This window comes from Kitasatospora sp. NPDC057965 (assembly GCF_042887135.1).
In the GTDB taxonomy this organism is placed as follows: Bacteria; Actinomycetota; Actinomycetes; order Streptomycetales; family Streptomycetaceae; genus Kitasatospora.
In genome coordinates this window covers 141,208-157,103 of the sequence record NZ_JBHVPZ010000019.1, presented here as the reverse complement: position 1 = coordinate 157,103, position 15,896 = coordinate 141,208, and the positions used below count along the sequence as shown (strand labels likewise).

15 protein-coding genes and 1 riboswitch are annotated in these 15,896 nt (G+C 71.5%); of the genes, 5 read left to right on the top strand and 10 right to left on the bottom strand.

From position 1 onward, the window contains the following. Window positions 1-68: 68 nt before the first annotated feature. On the top strand, window positions 69-824 hold the full coding sequence (locus ACFVVU_RS24865; protein WP_380682962.1) for an IclR family transcriptional regulator: 756 nt from the start codon (window positions 69-71) through the stop codon (window positions 822-824). On the opposite strand, the gene ACFVVU_RS24860 is transcribed toward ACFVVU_RS24865, so the two are convergent. From ACFVVU_RS24860 to ACFVVU_RS24825, 8 genes are all read right to left on the bottom strand, one after another. Next, window positions 760-1,419, bottom strand: coding sequence for a trimeric intracellular cation channel family protein (locus ACFVVU_RS24860; RefSeq protein WP_380682960.1), 660 nt, complete (start codon window positions 1,417-1,419; stop codon window positions 760-762). The two genes, ACFVVU_RS24865 and ACFVVU_RS24860, sit on opposite strands and share 65 nt — an antisense overlap. Window positions 1,420-1,462: 43 nt before the next feature. Further along, window positions 1,463-2,536, bottom strand: a complete 1,074-nt coding sequence (locus ACFVVU_RS24855; protein ID WP_380682958.1) for an ABC transporter ATP-binding protein — start codon at window positions 2,534-2,536, stop codon at window positions 1,463-1,465. Between the two features lie 34 nt (window positions 2,537-2,570). Then, window positions 2,571-3,641, bottom strand: coding sequence for an ABC transporter ATP-binding protein (locus ACFVVU_RS24850; protein ID WP_380682956.1), 1,071 nt, complete (start codon window positions 3,639-3,641; stop codon window positions 2,571-2,573). After that, entirely contained in the window at window positions 3,638-4,648 is a 1,011-nt protein-coding gene (locus tag ACFVVU_RS24845) for an ABC transporter permease (protein ID WP_380682973.1), read from the bottom strand. Before ACFVVU_RS24845 ends, ACFVVU_RS24850 begins: the two co-directional genes overlap by 4 nt. A gap of 98 nt (window positions 4,649-4,746) precedes the next feature. Beyond that, window positions 4,747-6,531, bottom strand: coding sequence for an ABC transporter substrate-binding protein (locus ACFVVU_RS24840; protein WP_380685231.1), 1,785 nt, complete (start codon window positions 6,529-6,531; stop codon window positions 4,747-4,749). A 56-nt stretch (window positions 6,532-6,587) separates the two neighbouring features. After that, on the bottom strand, window positions 6,588-7,577 hold the full coding sequence (locus ACFVVU_RS24835) for an ABC transporter permease (RefSeq protein WP_380685233.1): 990 nt from the start codon (window positions 7,575-7,577) through the stop codon (window positions 6,588-6,590). Window positions 7,578-8,089: 512 nt separating this feature from the next. Further along, window positions 8,090-9,034 (bottom strand): enhanced serine sensitivity protein SseB C-terminal domain-containing protein, encoded by a 945-nt coding sequence (locus tag ACFVVU_RS24830; protein WP_387792276.1) that lies wholly within the window; start codon window positions 9,032-9,034, stop codon window positions 8,090-8,092. A 174-nt stretch (window positions 9,035-9,208) separates the two neighbouring features. After that, complete coding sequence (locus ACFVVU_RS24825) at window positions 9,209-10,012, bottom strand: enhanced serine sensitivity protein SseB (RefSeq protein ID WP_380685237.1); 804 nt, start codon at window positions 10,010-10,012, stop codon at window positions 9,209-9,211. A gap of 178 nt (window positions 10,013-10,190) precedes the next feature. Beyond that, a riboswitch (glycine riboswitch) is annotated at window positions 10,191-10,298 on the top strand. Window positions 10,299-10,517: 219 nt separating this feature from the next. Here ACFVVU_RS24825 and gcvT point away from each other — a divergent pair. The 4 genes from gcvT (at window position 10,518) to ACFVVU_RS24805 (ending at window position 15,042) form a co-directional block, all read left to right on the top strand. After that, a complete protein-coding gene (gcvT, locus tag ACFVVU_RS24820) occupies window positions 10,518-11,639 on the top strand; it encodes a glycine cleavage system aminomethyltransferase GcvT (protein ID WP_380685239.1) in 1,122 nt (373 codons plus the stop codon). 100 nt (window positions 11,640-11,739) lie between these two features. Beyond that, the gene (gcvH, locus tag ACFVVU_RS24815; protein WP_380685241.1) at window positions 11,740-12,123 is read left to right on the top strand and encodes a glycine cleavage system protein GcvH; all 384 of its coding nucleotides are present in this window, start codon (window positions 11,740-11,742) and stop codon (window positions 12,121-12,123) included. An 83-nt stretch (window positions 12,124-12,206) separates the two neighbouring features. Further along, a complete protein-coding gene (glyA, locus tag ACFVVU_RS24810; RefSeq protein ID WP_387792273.1) occupies window positions 12,207-13,475 on the top strand; it encodes a serine hydroxymethyltransferase in 1,269 nt (422 codons plus the stop codon). Between the two features lie 199 nt (window positions 13,476-13,674). Next, on the top strand, window positions 13,675-15,042 hold the full coding sequence (locus ACFVVU_RS24805) for an L-serine ammonia-lyase (RefSeq protein ID WP_380685246.1): 1,368 nt from the start codon (window positions 13,675-13,677) through the stop codon (window positions 15,040-15,042). 61 nt (window positions 15,043-15,103) lie between these two features. Here the strand turns inward: ACFVVU_RS24805 and ACFVVU_RS24800 are convergent, their stop codons facing one another. Together ACFVVU_RS24800 and ACFVVU_RS24795 are read right to left on the bottom strand one after the other, a co-directional pair. Then, on the bottom strand, window positions 15,104-15,505 hold the full coding sequence (locus ACFVVU_RS24800; protein ID WP_387792271.1) for a PIN domain-containing protein: 402 nt from the start codon (window positions 15,503-15,505) through the stop codon (window positions 15,104-15,106). Beyond that, on the bottom strand, window positions 15,490-15,741 hold the full coding sequence (locus ACFVVU_RS24795) for a type II toxin-antitoxin system Phd/YefM family antitoxin (RefSeq protein ID WP_380683927.1): 252 nt from the start codon (window positions 15,739-15,741) through the stop codon (window positions 15,490-15,492). Before ACFVVU_RS24795 ends, ACFVVU_RS24800 begins: the two co-directional genes overlap by 16 nt. Window positions 15,742-15,896: the final 155 nt, after the last annotated feature.

Genomic DNA, 15,896 nt, shown 5'->3' with positions numbered 1-15,896 from the left:
GCCCACGAGCGGTTAGCCTGACGGCCACCACCACGCGGCCGGACCGGAACCAGGACTCAGGGGGCGGAATGTCGCAGTCGGTCGATCGCGCCCTGACCCTGCTCGGATCCCTCGGCGACGGCCCGGCCACCCTGGAACAGGCCGCCACCTCGATCGGCGTGCACAAGTCCACCGCGCTGCGCCTGCTGCGCACGCTGGAGGAGCACGGATTCGTCCACCGGCTGTCCGACCGGCGCTACCGGGTGGGTGGCCGGGTGCTGTCGCTGGCGCAGCGGGCGCTGCAGGAGATCGACGTCCGGCAGGTCGCCGCGCCGTACCTGGCCTCGCTGCACGAGCGCTTCGGCTGCACGGTGCAGTTGGCGGTGCTGCAGGACGACGAGGTGCTGTACCTCGACGAGCTGGCCGGGCGGTGGGGCGGCGCGGCGGGCCGGCCGACCCGGATCGGGCGGCGGGTGCCGGCCGCCGGGACGGCGATCGGCCGGGTGCTGCTGGCCGGGCTGCCGCAGGACGGCCGGGCGGAGGACGAGCTGTCGGCCGATCTGGCGGCGGTGCGCCGGCGGGGCTGGGCGGCGGAGTCGACCCAGCACCCGGAGGCGGGGACCTGCGTGGCGGCGCCGGTGGCGGGCAGCGACCGGCGGGCGGTCGCGGCCTGCGCGCTGTCGGCGCCGACCGACCGGGTGTCGCCGGCCGAGCTGGTGAAGCTGGTGCCCGAGCTGCTCTGCACGGCGGAGGCGATCTCGCTGGCGTACGGCGGCTCGCCTACTCCTCGCTGGTGCGAGAACCGTTGCGGCGCCAGGCCCGTGGTGCGCGCCAGCCGTACTTGAGGGCGAGCATCCGCAGACCGAACGCGGTGAGCGCGGCGGCGGTGCCGGTGACGGCCGTGAGGCCGTCGAGGGCGATCAGGACGGCGACCAGCGCGGCGCCGACCAGGGCGGGCACGGCGTAGATCTCGCGGTCCCAGCGCAGCAGCGAGGGGATCTCGCCGGCCAGGACGTCGCGCATGACGCCGCCGCCGGCCGCGGTCACCATGCCGAGGGCGACGGAGGGAACCGCGCCGAGGCCGAAGTCGTGGGCCTTGGCGGTGCCGGTGACGCAGAACAGGCCGAGGCCGAGCGCGTCGAGGGTCTGCACGGACCGGTTGATCCGTTCGACCTCGGGGTGCAGGAAGAAGACGACCACGGCGGCGATCAGCGGATCGACGAAGTAGCCCAGGTTGGTGAAGGCGGCGACCGGGGTGGCCCCGATGACGAGGTCGCGCATGACGCCGCCGCCGAGCGCGGTGACCTCGGCGAGCACACAGATGCCGAAGATGTCCATGTTCTTGCGGACGGCGAGCAGCCCCCCGGAGAGGGCGAAGACGAAGATGCCGACGAGGTCCAGCGACTGCTGCACGTCGGAGGGGAAGATCTGCGAGGTCACCGCACCAGTGTGACCCGGCCGAGCCTCCCCTCCGATCGGACGGTCACGCGGAGGCGAGCGCCTTGTCCTCGGAGACGGGGAAGTGGCAGGCCACCTGGTGCCCCGCGGTCGCCGCGGTGAGCGGCGGCTCCTGGCTCGCGCAGATCTCCTGGGCCTTCCAGCAGCGGGTGCGGAAGCGGCAGCCGCTGGGCGGGTTGATCGGCGAGGGCACGTCGCCCTTGAGCAGGATCCGCTCCCGCCCGGCGCGCTGCCGGCGGCGCGGGTCGGGCACCGGCACGGCGGACATCAGCGCGGTGGTGTACGGGTGCCTCGGGCTGCGGTAGAGCGAGTCCCGGTCGGCGATCTCGACGATCTTGCCGAGGTACATCACCGCGACCCGGTCGGAGACGTGCCGGACCACCGAGAGGTCGTGCGCGATGATCAGGTAGGTCAGCCCGAGCTCCCGCTGGAGGTCGTCGAGCAGGTTGACCACCTGGGCCTGGATGGAGACGTCCAGGGCGGAGACCGGCTCGTCCGCGACGATCATCTTGGGCCGCAGGGCGAGCGCCCGGGCGATGCCGATGCGCTGGCGCTGGCCGCCGGAGAACTCGTGCGGGTACCGGTTGTAGTGCTCGGGGCTGAGCCCGCACAGCTCCAGCAGCTCCTGGACGGCCTTCTTGATCCCGCCCTCGGGCGCGGCGTTCTGCAGCTTGAACGGCGCGCCGACGATGGTGCCGACGGTGTGCCGGGGGTTCAGCGAGGAGTACGGGTCCTGGAAGATCATCTGGATGTCGCGGCGCAGCGGCCGCATCGCCCCGACGCCCAGGTGGGTGATGTCGACGCCCTCGAACTCGACCGTGCCGCCGGTGGGCTCGTCGAGCCGGGTGACCAGCCGGCCCATCGTCGACTTGCCGCAGCCGGACTCGCCGACGACGCCCAGGGTCTCACCGGCGTGGACGGCGAAGTCGATGCCGTCGACCGCCCGGACGGCGCCGGTCTGCCGCCGCAGCAGGCCGCTGTGGATCGGGAAGTGCCGGGTCAGTCCGGTCACCTTGAGCAGCGGCCGCCGGTCCGCGGCGGGCGGCTGCGCAGGCACCTTCTTCAGGGGTTCGGGGCTCGCCGCCTGAGTGTCCGTCATCGGTTCTCTCCAGAAAGGTGGTACGAGGCCGGGCTCACAGCCGGGGCGCGATCTCTTCGGCGAAGATGCGGTGCCGCTCGGCGAGCGCGAGGTGACAGGCGGCGTGGTGTCCGGGCGCGACCTCGGTGAGCGTCGGGGTCTCCTCGGTGGAGCGCCCGCCGGTCAGCTCCGCGTAGGGGCAGCGCGGGTGGAAGGCGCAGCCGGACGGCACGTTGATCAGGCTGGGCGGGGTGCCCTTGACCGGGACGAGGCGGTCCTGCAGCTCGCGGTCCAGGCGCGGCATCGAGCCCAGCAGGCCCCAGGTGTAGGGGTGTTCGGGCGCGTCGAAGAGGGTCTCGGCCGGGCCGCGCTCGACGCACCGGCCGCCGTACATGACGAGGATGTCGTCGGCGAGCTCGGCGACCACCCCGAGGTCGTGGGTGATGATGATGACGGCCGAGCCGAACTCCTCCTGGAGGTCCCGGATGAGGTCCAGGATCTGCGCCTGGACGGTGACGTCCAGGGCGGTGGTGGGCTCGTCGGCGATCAGCAGCGAGGGGTCGTTGACCAGCGCCATGGCGATCATGGCGCGCTGGCGCATGCCGCCGGAGAACTGGTGCGGGTAGTCGTCGACCCGGCGGTCGGGCTGCGGGATGCCGACCCGGTCGAGCATCTCGACGGCCCGGGCGCGCGCCTGCCGCTTGCTCGCCTGCGGGTGGTGCACCCGGTAGGCCTCGACGATCTGCTGCCCCACCGTGTAGTAGGGGTGCATCGCGGTGAGCGGGTCCTGGAAGATCATCGCCATCTTCTTGCCCCGCAGCTCGCGGACCCGGTCGGGTCCGGCCGCGATGAGGTCCTCGCCGTCGAGCCGGATCTCGCCGGTGATCCGGGCCCGCTTGGAGCGGTGCAGGCCCATGATGCCCAGCGAGGTGACGGACTTGCCGGAGCCGGACTCGCCGACGATGCCGAGGGTGCGGCCCTTGGCGAGGTCGAAGCTCACCCCGTCGACGGAGCGGACCAGGCCGTCGTCGGTGTCGAAGTGGATCCGCAGGTCCCGCACCGAGAGGAAGGCCTCCTCGCCGCCCGGGGCGGCCGCGCGGGCCGGGGTCTTCTGGAGCTCGGTCACGACAGCCTCACCCGGGGGTCGACAGCGGCGTACAGGAGGTCAACCACGAGGTTGCAGAGGACGATGAAGAAGGCGGCCAGCAGGGTGACGCCGAGGATCTTCGGCAGGTCGTTGTCGGTGATCGCCTGGACCGCGAACTGGCCGACGCCCTGGAGCGAGAAGACCTGCTCGGTGATCAGCGCGCCGCCGAGCAGCAGGCCGAGGTCCATGCCGAAGATGGTGACGATCGGGGTGAGCGCGGCGCGCAGCCCGTGCCGGGTGACGACCTTGGACTCGACCAGGCCCTTGGCCCGGGCGGTGCGGATGTAGTCCTCGCTCATGGTCTCCAGCATTCCGGCGCGGGTGAGCCGGGCGTAGAGCGCGGAGTAGAGGAAGGCCAGCGAGATCCACGGGAGGATCAGGTTGCGGGCCCACATCAGCGGGTTGTCGGTGAAGTTGGTGTACTCGAGGTTGTCGAGGATCGGCCACTCGTAGCTGAACACCGTGAGCAGCAGCGCGCCGGTGAAGAAGACCGGCAGCGAGACGCCGGCGAGCGCGATGCCCATCGAGATCCGGTCGAAGATCGAGCGCGGCTTGAGCGCGGAGACGACGCCGGTGGCGACGCCGGAGACCAGCCAGAGCACCGCGGCGCCGATGGCCAGCGAGAGCGTGACCGGGATCCGCTTGGACAGCTCGGGCCAGACCTCCAGGTGGTTCTTGAAGGAGTAGCCGAAGCAGGGCACGTGGCAGGTGGCCGGTTCCGGACCGAACTTGTACTCGGCTCCGGTGACCAGCGCCTTGAGGAAGTTCCAGTACTGCGTGTACAGCGGCTGGTCGAGGCCGAGGTTCTGCTTGACCGCCTGGACCGCCTCGGGCGAGGGGTTCTTCCCGATGTACTGGGTGGCCAGCTGGTCGACCGTCTCGCCGGCGAGACGCGGGAGCAGGAAGAAGATCGCGAAGGTGACGGCGCTGACGACCAGCAGCAGCACCACGGCCGCGAAGATCCTGCGGATGATGTAGGCAAACACAGTTGGTCGGCTCCGGCCGCCCGCCGCCGTCCGGGATCCTCCGGACGGCGGCGGGCGCCGCTGCCTTCACCTGCCTTCAGGGATGCGGAGCCAGGCTCTTACTTGGTGCCGATGTTCAGGTAGTCGTACTCACCCGAGAAGGCCGGCGTGGACGCGAGGTTGGTGGCGTTGTCCGGGCGGTAGAGGAAGACCTTGAAGTAGGTCAGCGGGACGTAGACCGCCTGGTCCATGACCTTCTTGTCGATGTCGCCGTAGATCTTCTCGCGGGCCGCCTTGTCCGGGTTGGTCGCGGCGTCGTCGAGCAGCTTGTTGACCGCGGCGTCGTTCAGCGAGGCCAGGTTGCTGTTGCCGGAGGCCTTGATCGCGCGGCCGTCGACGATCTGCTGCAGGAAGCCGTAGCCGGTCGGCCAGTCAGCGCCCCACTGCATCATCATCAGGCCGATGTTGTGCTCCTTGGCGAACGCCGGGGCGCCCGCGCTGTCGGCCAGGTACTTGCCCTGCGGGTACTGCTGGATCTCGGCGCTGATGCCGACCTTCTTCAGCGCGGCCTGGATCGAGGTCGCGGCGGCGACCTCGGTGGCGCGCTCGGTGCGGGCGGAGAGCACGGTGCTGAAGCCGCCGTCCTTGCCGCAGGCCTTCAGGGCCTCCTTGGCCTTGCCCTCGTCGCCCTTGTTGTCCTTGGTCTCCCAGGCGTTGAAGTCCTGGTGGCCCGGGATGTCCGGCGGGAGCACGGTGTTGGCGACCTGGCCGCGGATCGGGCCACCGAGCGAGGTCTGCACCGAGACCTTGTCGACCGCGTACTGCACGGCCTTGCGGCACTCGATGTTGTCGAACGGCGCGACGTCGGTGTTGATCGCCATGTAGACCAGGCGGCCGCCGTAGGCGTTGTCGGTGTTCGCCTTGAGCTTCGGGTTCTGCAGGATCTGCGCCTGGGTCTGCGGGTCGACGCCGCCGCCCACCAGGTCGACCTGGGCGTTGCCGGCCAGCAGGTCCTTGTCGATGGTGGACTGGTCGATGTTCATCTTGAGCACGATCTTGTCCGGCAGCTGCTTCCGGATCGGGTCGGTGCTCTGGTCCCAGTTGGTGTTCGGGACCAGGACGGCCTGCTTGCCGTCCTCGTAGGACTCGAACTTGAAGGAGCCCGAGGAGACGATCTTCTTGACGTAGTCGGCGCCGGTGTCCTTGGCCTGCGGGACCGGGACCGTCTGCGGGGCGCTGACCAGGTAGTCGAAGTCGGCGAAGGCGTGCTTCAGGTGGAAGACGATCGTGGTGTCGTCCGGCGTCTCGATCGACTTGAGGTCGCCGGTCTTGTCCTTGTACGGACCCGCGTACGGCGTGCCCTCGTTGTCGACCAGCAGCTCCTTGAAGTACGTCGGACCGTTGGAGTTCACGTCCGGCGCGAAGTTGGAGCGCTCGACGGCGTACTTGACGTCCTTCGAGGTGATCGGGGTGCCGTCGTCGTACTTCAGGCCCTTGCGCAGCTTGTACGTCCAGGTGAGGCCGTCCGCGCTGACCTGGCCGAGCGACTCGGCGAGGTCCGGGACGAGCTTGTTGCCCGCCTCGCCGGCGCCCGGCTGGAAGGTGGTGAGCGGGCGCCCGTACAGACGCGAGAAGTTGTAGATGTAGGCGTAGTACGTGTTGCCCGGGTCGAGCGAGTCCGGGGTGCCCTTCATCTCGAAGGTGACCGTCCCGCCCTTCTTGTCCGAGGCGTTGACGATGTTCTTGGTGGCCGCGTTGGCCCCGGAGCCGCCGGCGGCCTCGGAACCGGTGGCGGCGGAGGTGGACTTGGTGTCGTCGCTCTTCTTGCTCGACGAGCAGCCGGTGACGACCAGGACCGCGGCGGCGGCCATGGCGGTCAGCGCGACGGTGCGGGACCTACGCATGGGTGAGATCAACCCCTTGAGGAAGTGATGGCTGAACGAGGGATCCTGACGTGTGGTCAGTTGCTCTTGGGATCGAGGGCGTCACGCAGCCCGTCGCCGAGCAGGTTGAAGGCGAGCACGGTGATGAAGATCGCCAGACCGGGGACCACCATGTACTGGGGGTCCACCTGGTAGTACCGGATCGCGTCCTGGAGCATCCCGCCCCAGGAGGCCTGCGGAGGCTGGATGCCGACGCCGAGGAAGCTCAGACCGGCCTCGAAGAGGATGTTGGTCGGGATCAACAGGGTCGCGTAGACCAGGATCTGGCCGACCAGGTTGGGCAGCAGCTCCTTGAACAGGATGAACGGGCCCCGGGCGCCCAGGCTGCGGGCCGCGTGGACGAACTCGCGCTCGCGCAGCGAGAGGGTCTGTGCGCGCACGATGCGCCCGATGTAGGGCCAGTTGAAGAAGCCGATCACGAAGATCAGCACCACGATGTGCAGCGGCAGGCCGTGCAGACCGAACGCGCCGCCCTGCAGCGAGGTGGAGATCGCGATGGCGAAGAGCAGCAGCGGGAAGGCGAGGAAGACGTCCATCACTCGGCTGATCACGGCGTCCACCCAGCCGCCGTAGTAGCCGGCCATGATGCCGAGCACGGTGCCGATGGTGTTGGACAGCACGGTCGCCCCGAAGGCGACCAGCAGGGAGACCCAGGAGCCCTCGATCACGCGGGTCAGCAGGTCACGGCCCTGCAGCGGGTCGACGCCGAGCGGGTGGTCCCAGCTCATGCCGCCCCAGTCGCCCAGCGGGAGGCCGCCGAGGTCGGCGTCCAGCAGGTCCTGGTTGAGGGCGTCGGGGTCCAGGCCGAAGATCGACTCGATCGGCTTGGCGAGCACGGCGAGCAGGATCAGCAGGATCACCACGACACCGCCGGCGACGGCGGCCTTGTCCCGCTTGAAGCGGGTCCAGGCGATCCGGCCGAGCGAGCGGCCCTCGATCTTCTTGGCCGGGCTCGCGGCGGCGTCTGCCTCCGGTGCGTTGCCGGCGGTCTTGATGGGTGCGGTCATGGTCAGTTCGGTCCCCTCGCCGACGGTGGCCGGCCCACGGGTGCCGGACGCCGGGATCGGCGGCTCGGCTGGTGCGGACGTGCTTGGGTGCGGACGTGCGGAGGTGCGGAGGTACGGGAGTACGGGTGGGGTGCTTCCCCAGCGGTACGACGTGCTCAGTGCTGCGGCCACGCGGGATGGGCGTCACGTGGATCATGCGGTCCGCCAGCGCGTTCGCCTTTGTGGGACGCCAACCACGCGCTGTGGGCTGTTGCAGAACTCTCTGCCATCCGAACTGGCTTGCGCCAGCCCTGCCAACCGACAGATGCCCAACTGTGATCTGTGCGCATGCACCTCCCCGATCTTCGGCATAGCCCTCTTCACACAGCTGTAACAGCCATGTCAAGATGTCTGCCACCCACTTCACCGGGAACGTCCGGAAAAGCACCGAGACCGGCCTGACATCGTGTCAAGCCGGCCTCAGGGACGGGTGTTGAGCGCGCCCGGGACGGTTCGGGAAGGGCGGAGGAGGGTCAGCGACCGGGGTAGCCGGGCCACGGCTGCTGCGGCGGTGGCTGCTGCCCCGGCCAGCCCTGCGCCGGCGGATGCGTGCCGTAGCCGAAGCCGTGCCCCTGGGCCGGCCCCTGCTGCGCGGTGTACGGCGGCGGCACCGGCGGGTACGGCCCCGTCGCCGGCCGGCCCTGCCCGGCGGCCTCCCGGTCGTAGAACGGGCGCGCGTTGGCCCGCATCCACAGCGCCACCGGGTCGTACTCGTCCGCCATCGCGACCGTCGAGACCGCCAGTCCCTCCGGCGCGACCGCGATCGCCCGCTGCATCAGCGCCCGCACCGCCTCCACCGTGGGCGGCGAACTCTCGTACAGGTCCAGGCCGATCGCCAGGTACGGTTCGCCCACCGACGGCCGCACCCAGGCCCGGCGCAGCGCCTTCACCGCGCGCACCTCGACCGCCTGGCGCTCCAGCAGCGCGAAGAACTGCTGCGCCGGCACCTGCGGCTCGCTCAGCTTCAGCGGACCGGCCGGCAGCCGGTCCAGGCCCGCGGCGACCCGGCGCAGGTCCGCCCACGGCACGCCCACCCCGCCGCCCGGGGCGTGCGGGTTCAGCCACAGGCCCCACCGGGTCCGGTACAGCGAGGCCGCGATCTCCCGGCCGGAGATCACCTCGTGCGCCCGCGCCCAGCCGGACGCCGCCAGCTGCTCGGGCGAGGTCACGGCCGGCGCGTAGCCGTGGCCGCTGATCTCCATGTTCCCGTACTGGGCGTCCGCGCTGCCCGGCGTGCCGTGCCAGAGCAGCATCCAGACCCGGCCCTCGGCGAGCGCGTGCAGCATCGTCTCGTAGGCCTCGTAGCGCTCCGGCGCCACCTCGCGCAGAGCGCGCTCCAGCGCGCCCGGATCCGGGCGTCCGGTGGGCGCCTGGCCCCAGGGCCCCGGTGCACCGCCAGCTACCGATCCCGCACTCATGCGCCCACCTCGCTGCGCTTCTTCGTTCCTCGTCCGTCACCGGCGGCCCGGCGGCCGTCAGCACGCACCCTATGGGGCGGCCACCGACCGCCGCCACGCCGACGTGCCACGGTCCGCACCGCCTCCCCGCCCGCGCCCCGTCCGACGGCTGCCGGACGGACGGCCGGGGCCGGGTCAGCCCCGCACGTAGAACGGCGCGACCCGGGTCACCAACCAGTCGACCACCGGATCGTCCGCGAGGTCGAGCAGTACGAGGTGGACGCCTCCGGGAAGCGGTGCGGTTCCCAGGGCGCGGCCCAATCCCTCGTTCACCGCAGCCGGGTCGGCGGGGGCCCCCGGATCCAGCTGGACGCCCACGAACATCACGGTCGGTTCGCCCTCGACGCTCGCCAGCGCCCGCCGGGCGGTCAGCACTCCCGGCAGCGCCGCGAGTTCCGCGCGGCAGGCGGCCAGGAACGCCTCCGGGTCCTCCCCCGGCACCGGCTCGCGCAGCGCCACCCGGCCGCCGTCCGGAGCCCGCACGGCGTCCGGGGCGTCGGCCCAGCGGTCCTCGCGCGGCCCGCGGCGCAGCTCCGCCACGCCCTCCGGCGGCACCGGGATGCCCACCGCCGCCTCGGGGTTGACGGCGATTCCCACGCCCAGCGGCAGACCGCGGGCGAACTCCCACACCGGCGCGACCGCGAACGCCATCCCGGGCGCCTGCTGGACGAACACCTCCTGCGAGGAGAACACCGGGACATAGGGGTCGCCGGCCAGTTCGATCGTCGGCAGGTCCAGCGACCGCCCCTGCGGGTCGCCGCCCGCCGGCAGCGGGATCCACACCTGGCTGCGCGCCAGCACCTCGATCACCCGGGGGGTCGCACCGGGGTCGCCGAGCGCGGCGGTGAGCACCTGCTCCAGCTCGTTGGCCGGCCACGCGCCTCCCGGCGGCGCCGACTCGGCCCCGCCCCACCCCTGCTGCTCCACCGGGTACCCCATGCGCCGCCGTACCGTCCTCTGCTCGCCGATGCCCGCAGCCTAGCGTTCCGGCACCCCGCCCCGGGCCGTCAGGCCCGACGTGACGCAGCCCCCTCTCCCCTTGTCCCGGCGGACGTGCCATGATGTGCGCGTCTGCGGTGGCATCCACCCAGGCCCCGCCAACTCCATACCGGCCGCTCGAACCCGCGCGGGAGAGTCCGGAGTGCCCCCGTCCAGGCGGCACAGCCGGCGCCGAAGGAGCAAGTCCTCCCCGGAATCTCTCAGGCACCCCTACCGCACGGGTTAGGCACATCTGGAAAGCGGCGTACGGCCCTGCCGTCCGCCCACCCACGGTGCAAGCCGCCATGCTGTCCCCTACAGGGCAGTGGACGGTGAAGCTCTCAGGTACGACGACAGATGGGGAGACCCAGCCGCCGCATGCCCGCGCGCAGGGTCCGCCGCCCCCGAGACGGGGCCGGTCCCGGCGCGCGCACCCCTGAGTGCCCCGACCGAGGAGTTCCTGGCCATGTCGTCCCTCCGCCTCACCGCGCTCGACGCGCTGCACCGCGCCCTCGGCGCCACCATGACCGACTTCGCCGGCTGGGACATGCCGCTGCGCTACGGCAGCGAGCGCGAGGAGCACCTCGCCGTCCGCACCAAGGCCGGTCTGTTCGACCTCTCCCACATGGGCGAGATCACCGTCACCGGCCCGCAGGCCGGCGAGATGCTGGACCACGCCCTGGTCGGCTTCGTCTCCGCACTCGGCGTGCTGCGCGCCCGCTACACCATGATCTGTGCCGAGGACGGCGGCATCCTGGACGACCTGATCGTCTACCGCCTGCGTGAGGACGCCTTCCTGGTCGTCGCCAACGCCTCCAACGCCCAGCTGGTCCTGGACGAGCTGATCGCCCGCGCCAAGGGCTACAACGCCGTCGTCTCCGACGACCGCGACGCCTACGCGCTGATCGCCGTGCAGGGCCCGGAGTCCACCGCGATCCTGGCCGACACCACCGAGGCCGACCTGCCCGGCCTGAAGTACTACGCGATCCTCCCGGCCCAGGTGGCCGGCCGCGACGTGCTGCTCGCCCGCACCGGTTACACCGGCGAGGACGGCTTCGAGATCTTCTGCAACCCGGGCGACGCCGAGCACATCTGGCAGGCCCTGACCGAGGCCGGCGCCGGGCGCGGTCTGATCCCCTGCGGCCTGTCCTGCCGCGACACGCTGCGCCTGGAGGCCGGCATGCCGCTGTACGGCCACGAGCTGTCCACCGACCTGACCCCGTTCGACGCGGGCCTGGGCCGGGTCGTCCGCTTCGACAAGACCACCAACGAGGGCGCCTTCGTCGGTCGCAAGGCCCTGGAGCGGGCCGCCGCCGAGGCCGAGGCCAAGGCGCCACGGGTGCTGGTCGGCCTGGTCTCCGAGGGCAAGCGCGTGCCGCGCGCCGAGTACACCGTGGTCTCCACCGACGGCGAGCCGATCGGCCGGATCACCTCCGGCGCGCCCTCCCCGACGCTGGAGAAGCCGATCGCGATGGCCTACGTGGACGCGGCCCACGCCGCCCCCGGCACCACCGTCGCGGTGGACGTGCGCGGCAAGCACGAGCCGGTCCAGGTCGTGGCGCTGCCGTTCTACAAGCGCGCCCGCTGACGCCCCTCCCCCACCGGTTTCCCCGCTGTTTCCCACGCGAGGCAGGTCCGCGCGCCGGGCCGCTTCGTCGTACCCGCTTCCCATCCTGGAGAATGACGCCATGAGCAACCCCCAGCACCTGCAGTACACCGACGAGCACGAGTGGCTGACCACCTCCGAGGCCGGTGAGGTCGCCACGATCGGCATCACCAAGCACGCCGCCGACGCCCTCGGCGACATCGTGTACGTGCAGCTCCCCGAGGTCGGCGACACCGTGACCGCCGGCGAGACCTGTGGCGAGCTGGAGTCGACCAAGTCGGTCAGCGACCTGTTCTCGCCGGTCACCGGTGAGGTCACCGAGGTCAACGAGGCCGTCTCCGACGACAACAGCCTGGTCAACAGCGAGCCGTTCGAGGGTGGCTGGCTGTTCAAGGTCCGCGTCGAGTCGACCGGCAAGCTGCTGACCGCCGACGAGTACACCGCGCTCACCAACCCCTCGGCCTGAGCCACCGCCGGGGCGGCCGTCGCACCGCGGCCGCCCCGCTGCCGGCCCCCCTCTGCCCCGCCTCCTCCCGGGAAGACCCCACCATGACGGTTCTGAACCAGTCCCTGCACGCCCTCGACCCGGAGATCGCCGCCGCGGTCGACGCCGAGCTGCACCGCCAGCAGACCACCCTGGAGATGATCGCCTCCGAGAACTTCGCCCCGGTGGCGGTCATGGAGGCCCAGGGCTCGGTGCTGACCAACAAGTACGCCGAGGGCTACCCCGGCCGCCGCTACTACGGCGGCTGCGAGCACGTCGACGTGGTCGAGCAGATCGCGATCGACCGCATCAAGGCGCTGTTCGGCGCCGAGCACGCCAACGTCCAGCCGCACTCCGGCGCGCAGGCCAACGCCGCCGCGATGTTCGCGCTGATCAAGCCGGGCGACACCATCCTGGGTCTGAACCTGGCCCACGGCGGCCACCTGACCCACGGCATGAAGATCAACTTCTCCGGCAAGCTCTACAACGTGGTGCCGTACCACGTGGACGACAAGACCAGCCAGGTCGACATGGCCGAGGTCGAGCGCCTCGCCAAGGAGCACCGCCCGCAGCTGATCATCGCCGGCTGGTCCGCCTACCCGCGCCAGCTCGACTTCGCCGAGTTCCGCCGGATCGCCGACGAGGTCGGCGCGCTGCTGATGGTCGACATGGCGCACTTCGCCGGCCTGGTCGCCGCGGGCCTGCACCCCAACCCGGTGCCGTTCGCGGACGTGGTCACCACCACCACCCACAAGACCCTGGGCGGCCCGCGCGGCGGCGTCATCCTCTCCAAGGCCGAGCACGCCAAGAAGATCAACTCCGCGGTCTTCCCCGGCCAGCAGGGCGGCCCGCTGGAGCACGTCATCGCCGGCAAGGCCGTCGCCTTCAAGGTCGCCGCCTCGGAGGAGTTCAAGGAGCGCCAGCAGCGCACCCTGGACGGCGCCCGGATCCTCGCCGAGCGCCTGCTGCAGACCGACGTCACCGAGGCCGGCGTCTCGGTGCTGTCCGGCGGCACCGACGTCCACCTCGTCCTGGTCGACCTGCGCAACAGCCGGCTCGACGGCCAGCAGGCCGAGGACCGTCTGCACGAGGTCGGCATCACCGTCAACCGCAACGCCATCCCGAACGACCCGCGCCCGCCGATGGTCACCTCCGGCCTGCGGATCGGCACCCCGGCGCTCGCCACCCGCGGCTTCCAGGCCGAGGACTTCCGCGAGGTCGCCGACATCATCGCCGAGGCCCTGAAGCCGGCCTTCGACGAGGGCACCGCCGAGGCGCTCAAGGCCCGGGTCACCGCCCTGGCCGAGAAGTACCCGCTCTACCCCAACCTGTAGGTCCCGCCGTTCGGCGGCCGGTGACCGGGCTCACCCCGCCCGGACACCGGGGATTCCGGGGCACCGCGCACACTGGAGAGTGCGCGCGGTGCCCCGACCCGTGTCAGCCGCCCGCCCACGCCCGACCCACCCCTCCCGCCACCGCCGTCCTCCCCTCCCTGCCGGCACCACCCACGAGACCAGACAAGGACGTCCCTCCGTGGCCATCAGCGTCTTCGACCTCTTCTCCATCGGCATCGGCCCCTCCAGCTCCCACACCGTCGGGCCGATGCGCGCAGCCCGGATGTTCGCCCGCCGCCTGAAGTCGGAGGGCCTGCTGACCGAGGTGACGGCCGTCCGCGCCGAGCTTTACGGCTCGCTGGGCGCCACCGGCCACGGCCACGGCACCCCGAAGGCGGTGCTGCTGGGCCTGGAGAACGCCTCCCCGCGCACCGTCGACGTCGACCAGGCCGACCGCGACGTCGAGCGGATCACCGCGGAGAAGCGGATTCACCTGCTCGGCGTGCACGCCATCGACTTCGACCCCGACACCCAGCTGGTGCTGCACCGGCGCCGCTCGCTGCCGTACCACGCCAACGGCATGACGCTGTGGGCCTTCCGGGCCGACGGCTCCACCGTGCTGGAGAAGACCTACTACTCGGTCGGCGGCGGCTTCGTCGTCGACGAGGACGCGATCGGCGCGGACCGGGTCAAGCCCGACGACACCGCGCTGAAGTACCCCTTCCGCACCGGCGAGGAACTGCTGCGGCTCACCCGGGAGACCGGCCTGTCGATCTCCGGTCTGATGCTGGAGAACGAGAAGGCCTGGCGCACCGAGGAGGAGATCCGCGCCGGACTGCTGGAGATCTGGCGGGTCATGCAGGAGTGCGTCCGGGCCGGCATGTCCCGCGAGGGCATACTCCCCGGCGGCCTCAAGGTGCGCCGCCGCGCCGCCGCGGCCGCCCGCGCGCTGCGCGCCGAGGGCATCGGCCCGGCCAACGCGATGGAGTGGGTGACCCTCTACGCGATGGCGGTCAACGAGGAGAACGCCTCCGGCCGCCGGGTGGTCACCGCCCCGACCAACGGCGCGGCCGGCATCATCCCCGCCGTCCTGCACTACTACCTGAACTTCATCCCGGGCGCCGACGAGGACGGCATCGTCCGCTTCCTGCTCGCCGCCGGCGCGATCGGCATGCTCTTCAAGGAGAACGCCTCCATCTCCGGCGCCGAGGTCGGCTGCCAGGGCGAGGTCGGCTCGGCCTGCTCGATGGCCGCCGGCGGCCTCGCCGAGGTCCTCGGCGGCAGCCCGGAGCAGGTCGAGAACGCCGCCGAGATCGGCATCGAGCACAACCTCGGCCTCACCTGCGACCCGGTCGGCGGCCTGGTCCAGATCCCCTGCATCGAGCGCAACGGCATGGCGTCGGTCAAGGCCGTCACCGCCGCCCGGATGGCCCTGCGCGGCGACGGCCGCCACCACGTCTCCCTCGACAAGGCGATCAAGACCATGAAGGAGACCGGCGCCGACATGAAGATCAAGTACAAGGAGACCTCGCGCGGCGGCCTCGCCGTCAACGTCATCGAGTGCTGATCCCGCACCCGGCCGGTACGGCGCCCCCGCCATCCCGGCGGGGGCGCCGCCGTCTCCGGACTCAGCCCGCCGTCACGATCGCCCGCACACCGGGCAGGTCGGCGAAGGCCGCCGAGGCGTCGGTGGTCACCACCGTCCGAGCGGTTGCCAGTGCCGTGGCCGCGGTGATCAGGTCGTGGGCGCCGCGAGGACGGCCCTGTCGGCGGACGTGTGCCATCAGCCGCGCGTGGATCCGGGCCGTGTCGGGCGTGTAGTCCTCCACCGGAACGACCGCGAGCACCGCGTCCACGAAGCCCTGCCGCCCGAGCCGGCGCGAGTCGCTCGCCAGTTCTACGCCCAGATGGAGCTCGGCCGCCGTGACGGCGGCGATGGCCACATCGTCCTCCGGATCGAACAGGATCCCCCCGCCGCTCCGCTCCGCCTGGATCAGTACACCGGTGTCGAGGATCAGTCGACGGGCCACTCGGCCACCTTGTCTTCGAGCAGGGAACGCGCGGACTCGACGTCCGCGGCGAAGTCGTCGTCCGGGCGGAAGCGCCGCAGCACGTCGTTGAGGGCCGCCCCGTTGCCGGACGGGGCCGGCCCGATGACGGCGATCCTCCGACCGCCGCGGGTCACGACGATCGTCTCACCGTGCTCCGCCGAATCGAGAACGGCGGCAAAGCTTCTGGAAGCCTCTGTTGCGGTCATCAGCCTCATGGAATCAGATTATCTGAGGCAGGTGTCCCGCGTCGATGCTCTCACCGCTTCCCCGCACGCGCCGAAGCGCACCGGACGTCACGCGCTCGCTCGCAGGGGTGAACCACCGCCCATCCAGGCGGCGGGGGTCCGCGGTGACTGCCATCGTGGCCGCA